The sequence below is a fragment of the Streptomyces sp. NPDC059003 genome, assembly GCF_042740445.1.
Classification (GTDB): domain Bacteria; phylum Actinomycetota; class Actinomycetes; order Streptomycetales; family Streptomycetaceae; genus Streptomyces.
Window position 1 is genome coordinate 1 of record NZ_JBHYJH010000335.1, and the last position, 4,494, is coordinate 4,494.

The following is a 4,494-nucleotide window of genomic DNA, read 5'->3' on the forward strand; positions in this document are numbered from 1 at the left end:
TCGGGGGTGCTAGGGGGCTGGCCCCCTAGTTCGGGAAGGGGCGGGTCTGGGGCGCCCCCGCGAGGGTCAGCCGGAATCTCGCCCCACCCCCACCCGGCACCTCCGCCACCAGCTCCGCCCCGTGCGCCCGCGCAATCTGCCGCGCCATCGCGAGCCCGAGCCCGGACCCGGGCAACGCCCGCGCCTTCTCCGCACGGTAGAAGCGGTCGAAGACATGGGGGAGATCCTCGGGAGCGATCCCGGGCCCGTGGTCGCGGACGGTCAGGCCGGCGGCGGTGAGGGCCACCTCCACGAGCCCGCCCGGCGGGGAGAACTTCGCCGCGTTGTCGAGGAGGTTGGTGACGAGCCGGGCCAGGCGGGCGGGAACGCCGGGGAGGGTGAGCCCGGCGGCGTCGGGGGCGACGTCGAGGGTGAAGACGACGGCGGGCCAGTGCTCCCGCGCCGCGTCCACGACGTGCGCGACGAGCGGCACCAGGGCGACATCCTCGACCAACGGCTGCGGCTCCTCGTCGCGCGCGAGCTCGATGAGGTCGTTTACCAGACCGGTGACCTCGCGCAGCTGCCGGGCGAGCGCCCCGGACGCCCGGTCCCGCTGGGCCTTGTTCAACAGGTCGGCGCGAGCGAGGAGTTCGGCGTTGGTGCGCAGCGCCGTCAGCGGCGTACGCAGCTCGTGCGAGGCGTCGGCGACCAGGCGGCGGCGCGCGGCGACCGACTCCTCCAGCTCACCGAGCATGGTGTTGAACGCGGTGGCGAGCCGCGTGACCTCGTCCTCGCGGCCCGGCGGCCCCGGCGGCAGCTCGATGCGGTGCCGCGCGTCCCGCGTCGCCGCGATGCGCTCGGCGGTCGCGGTGAGCCGGCCGACCGGCGCGAGCCCGGTGCGCGACACCCAGTAGCCGCCGAGCGCGGAGAGCAGCACGCCGGCGCCGCCGACGGCCACCAGGATCAGCGCGGTCTGGCGCACCCCGCGCTCGGCGATGTCGGCGCGCAGGGCGACCTGGACGGCGGTGCCGTTGCGGTACGTGGTGGTGAGCATGCGGGCCGGCTTGCCGCCCGGGAGGGTGAAGCTCGTGTAGTACGCGGGCAGTTCGTGCGCGGCGACCTGGCGGGTTGCGGGGGTGACGGGCAGCAGGTACGGCTCCTTGGGGTCGTCCGCGGCCTTCGCGGGGACGATCTGGGAGCAGGCGGGGGCGCCGAGGAAGCGGCACTCGCCGGTGAGGACGCCGAGGTCCTTGCCGTCCGCGTGCTGCTGGGCGGCGAGGGTCGCTGACTGCGCCAGATTCTGGTCGAGCTGCTGGTAGAGCTTGTACCGGAGCACGAAGAATGCGGCCGTGCAGACGCAGATCGCGACGACGGCGACCGCGGCCGACGCGGCGAGCGCGAGCCGCGTACGCAACGGACGGCGGCGCCGCCAGCGGGTGCCGAGGCGGCGGCGGGAGCTCACGGCGACCCGAGCCGGTAGCCGACGCCGTGCACGGTGTGCACGAGCCGGGCCTCGCCGCCGGACTCCAGCTTGCGGCGCAGATACCCCACGTACACCGCCAGGGAGTTGGAGTCCGGGCCGAAGTCGCGGCCCCACACCGCCTCGTGGATCAGTGGGCGCGGAAGGACCTGCCCCGCGTTGCGCAGCAGCAGCTCAAGGAGCGAGGCCTCCGTGCGGCTGAACTCGATGCGGCGCCCGTCGCGGACACCGGTGCGGGTGCGCGGGTCGAAGGTCAGGTCCTGGTACGTCAGGTCGGGCCCCTCGCGTTCGGGTTCGGCCGCGTCCGGCGCGGCGCGGCGCAGGAGCGCCCGGACCCGGGCCACCAACTCGTCCAGAGCGAACGGCTTGACGAGGTAGTCGTCGGCGCCCGCGTCCAGGCCGTCCACGCGGTCGCTCACCGAGTCGAGGGCGGTCAGGACGAGCACGGGGACGCGGTCGCCCGCCGCGCGCAGCTGACGGCACACGGCGAGGCCGTCCATGACCGGCATCAGCACGTCGAGGACGACGAGGTCCGGCTCCCAGCGCGCCACCGCGGCCAGGGCCCGCTGCCCGTCACCCACGCCGCGCACATGGTGGCCCTCGACGGTGAGGGCGTCCTCCACGGCCGCGCGGACCTCCGGGTCGTCGTCGACGACGAGGATCTTTGAGCTCATGCACCTACCGTGCCAAATGTTGCTCTTAAAACCCTCTTAGGGCGGATCGTCATGCTCCAGCGGCATGGACACCACCGGCACGCACACCCACTCGGTCACCCCCTCGGGCACCCGCACGGACTCCCGCCCCCGGCTCTCCGTCGTGATCGGCGCGGGCGGCACCGGCGGGCACATCTACCCCGGTCTCGCCCTCGCCGACGCCCTGCGCCGGGCCGTACCCGACGCGGTGATCTCCTTCGTGGGCACCGAGCGCGGCCTGGAGACCCGGCTCATCCCGGACGCCGGGTACCGCCTGCACACCGTCGACATGATCCCCTTCGACCCCTCGCTCGGCGCCCGGCGCTATCTGCTGCCCGCCGCGCTGCTGAAGTCCGGCGCCCAGTGCCGGGCCATCCTGCGCGACCAGCGGGCGCAGGTCGCCGTCGGCATGGGCGGCTACCCCAGCGCACCCGTGATCGTCGGCGCCCGCATGGCGGGCCTGCCCAGCGTCATCCACGAGTCCAACGCCGTGCCCGGACGCGCCAACCGCTTCGCCGCCCGGCTCACCCCGCACATCGCCGTCGCCTTCGACCGCAGCCGCGCCCACCTGCCCGGCGGTGACCGCGCCCACACCACCGGCATGCCCATCGCCGCCGCCCTCGCGCACCTGGACCGCGCCGCCCTGCGCGCCGGCGCCCGGCGCGCCCTCGGCGTACCGGAAGGGGCCCGCCTCCTCCTCGTCAACGGCGGCAGCCTCGGCGCGGCCCGCCTCACGGACGCCGCGCTCGGGCTCGCCGCGCGCTGGCGGGAGCGCGGCGACGTCCACCTGTTGATCAAGACCGGACCCGCCGCCCTGGAGGAGGCGCGGGCGCGGCTCGCGTACGAGGGCGGGGACGCCGTCGCCCGCGTGGTGCCGTACCTGGACCGGATGGACCTCGCGTACGCCGCCGCCGACCTCGTGGTGTGCCGCGCGGGCTCCGCGACCGTCGCCGAGCTGGCGTCCACCGGCGTGCCCGCCGTCCTCGTGCCCTACCCGCACGCCCCCGGCGACCACCAGACCCACAACGCGCGGGTCCTCTCCGACGCCGGGGCGGGCCTGCTCCTGCCCGACGCGGAGACCACCGCGGACCGGCTCGCGCAGCTCGTCGGGCCGCTCATCGCCGACCCGGCGCGGCTCGCCGCGATGAGCGGCGCCGCGGATGCGGGCCCGCACGCCCGCGCCGCCGACCTGCTCGCCGAGCGGGTCCTCCACCTCACCCACCACAACGCTCACTTGGAGTACGCGTGACCACCTTCAGCTGGCAGCACCGCACCGTCCTCGTCACCGGCGCGGAGGGCTTCATCGGCTCGACGCTCGTCGACCTGCTCCTGGAGCGCGGGGCGCGCGTCCGCGCCTTCGTGCACTACAAGCCGTACGCGGACAAGGGCCACCTCGCGCACCTCCTCGACGACCCGCGGGTGGAGCTGATCGCGGGCGACGTGCGGGACGCGGGCCGCGTGATGGACGCCGTCGCGGGCTGCGACACCGTCTTCCACCTCGCCGCGCTCATCGGCATCCCCTACTCGTACGACTCCCCGGGCGCGTACGTCCAGACGAACGTCGTCGGCACCGAGAACGTCGCGGAGGCCTGCCGCAGGCACGCCGTGCGGCGCCTGATCCACACCTCCACCAGCGAGGTGTACGGGACCGCCCTGACCGCCCCCATCAGCGAGGCGCACCCGCTCCAGCCGCAGTCCCCGTACTCCGCCTCGAAGATCGGCGCCGACATGATGGCGCTCTCGCACTGGCACGCCTTCGAGCTGCCGGTGACGGTGGTGCGCCCCTTCAACACGTATGGCCCGCGGCAGTCCGCGCGCGCCGTCATCCCCACGATCCTGGCCCAACTGCACGCCGGTGCGCGGCAGATCAAGCTCGGGTCGCTGACGCCGACGCGGGACTTCACGTACGTCACGGACACGGCGCGCGGCTTCCTCGCCGCGGCGGAGTCCGGGGACTGTGTCCTCGGACAGGTCCTCAACCTCGGTACGGGGGAGGAGATCTCGATCGGGGACCTGGCCGACGCGCTCATCGCTGCGAGCGGGCGGGACGCGGAGGTCGTCGTGGACCCGGCCCGCCTGCGCCCCTCCGGGAGCGAGGTGGAACGGCTCCTCTCCGACAACTCCCGGGCCCGTGAGCTCACCGGCTGGGAGCCGGAAGTTCCCCTCGCGGAGGGCCTGAAGCGCACCTCCGCGTGGGTCGCGGACCACCCCACCCTCTTCGCCCCAACCCGCTACCAGGTCTGACCCACATTCCCCACCCACCCGCCCTTCCCCGCTCCCGCGTCCGAATGGGGCTGCGCCCCTTTCCCCCCTTGTCGGCGCTCCGCGCCTCGCCCTCAAACG

General features: G+C 74.7%; 4 protein-coding genes. 2 read left to right on the forward strand and 2 right to left on the reverse strand.

Annotated features, from left to right (window positions below):
• Positions 1-25: 25 nt before the first annotated feature.
• Positions 26-1,441: a sensor histidine kinase gene (locus ACFWZ5_RS44830; protein WP_384806237.1), complete on the reverse strand. Its 1,416-nt coding sequence runs from the start codon at positions 1,439-1,441 to the stop codon at positions 26-28.
• Positions 1,438-2,133 carry a response regulator transcription factor gene (locus ACFWZ5_RS44835; protein ID WP_384806235.1) on the reverse strand — a complete coding sequence of 232 codons (696 nt, stop codon included), beginning with the start codon at positions 2,131-2,133 and terminating at the stop codon, positions 1,438-1,440. Before ACFWZ5_RS44835 ends, ACFWZ5_RS44830 begins: the two co-directional genes overlap by 4 nt.
• 64 nt (positions 2,134-2,197) lie before the next feature.
• Between ACFWZ5_RS44835 and ACFWZ5_RS44840 the strand changes: the two genes are divergently transcribed.
• Together ACFWZ5_RS44840 and ACFWZ5_RS44845 are read left to right on the forward strand one after the other, a co-directional pair.
• Entirely contained in the window at positions 2,198-3,400 is a 1,203-nt protein-coding gene (locus ACFWZ5_RS44840; RefSeq protein WP_384806233.1) for a glycosyltransferase, read from the forward strand.
• On the forward strand, positions 3,397-4,395 hold the full coding sequence (locus ACFWZ5_RS44845) for a GDP-mannose 4,6-dehydratase (RefSeq protein ID WP_384806231.1): 999 nt from the start codon (positions 3,397-3,399) through the stop codon (positions 4,393-4,395). Before ACFWZ5_RS44840 ends, ACFWZ5_RS44845 begins: the two co-directional genes overlap by 4 nt.
• Positions 4,396-4,494: the final 99 nt, after the last annotated feature.

Excerpts from the sequence above, each read along its gene's own strand:
- ACFWZ5_RS44835 (WP_384806235.1), bottom strand. The coding sequence starts at position 2,133 with ATGAGCTCAAAGATCCTCGTCGTCGACGACGACCCGGAGGTCCGCGCG.
- ACFWZ5_RS44840 (WP_384806233.1), top strand. The coding sequence starts at position 2,198 with ATGGACACCACCGGCACGCACACCCACTCGGTCACCCCCTCGGGCACC.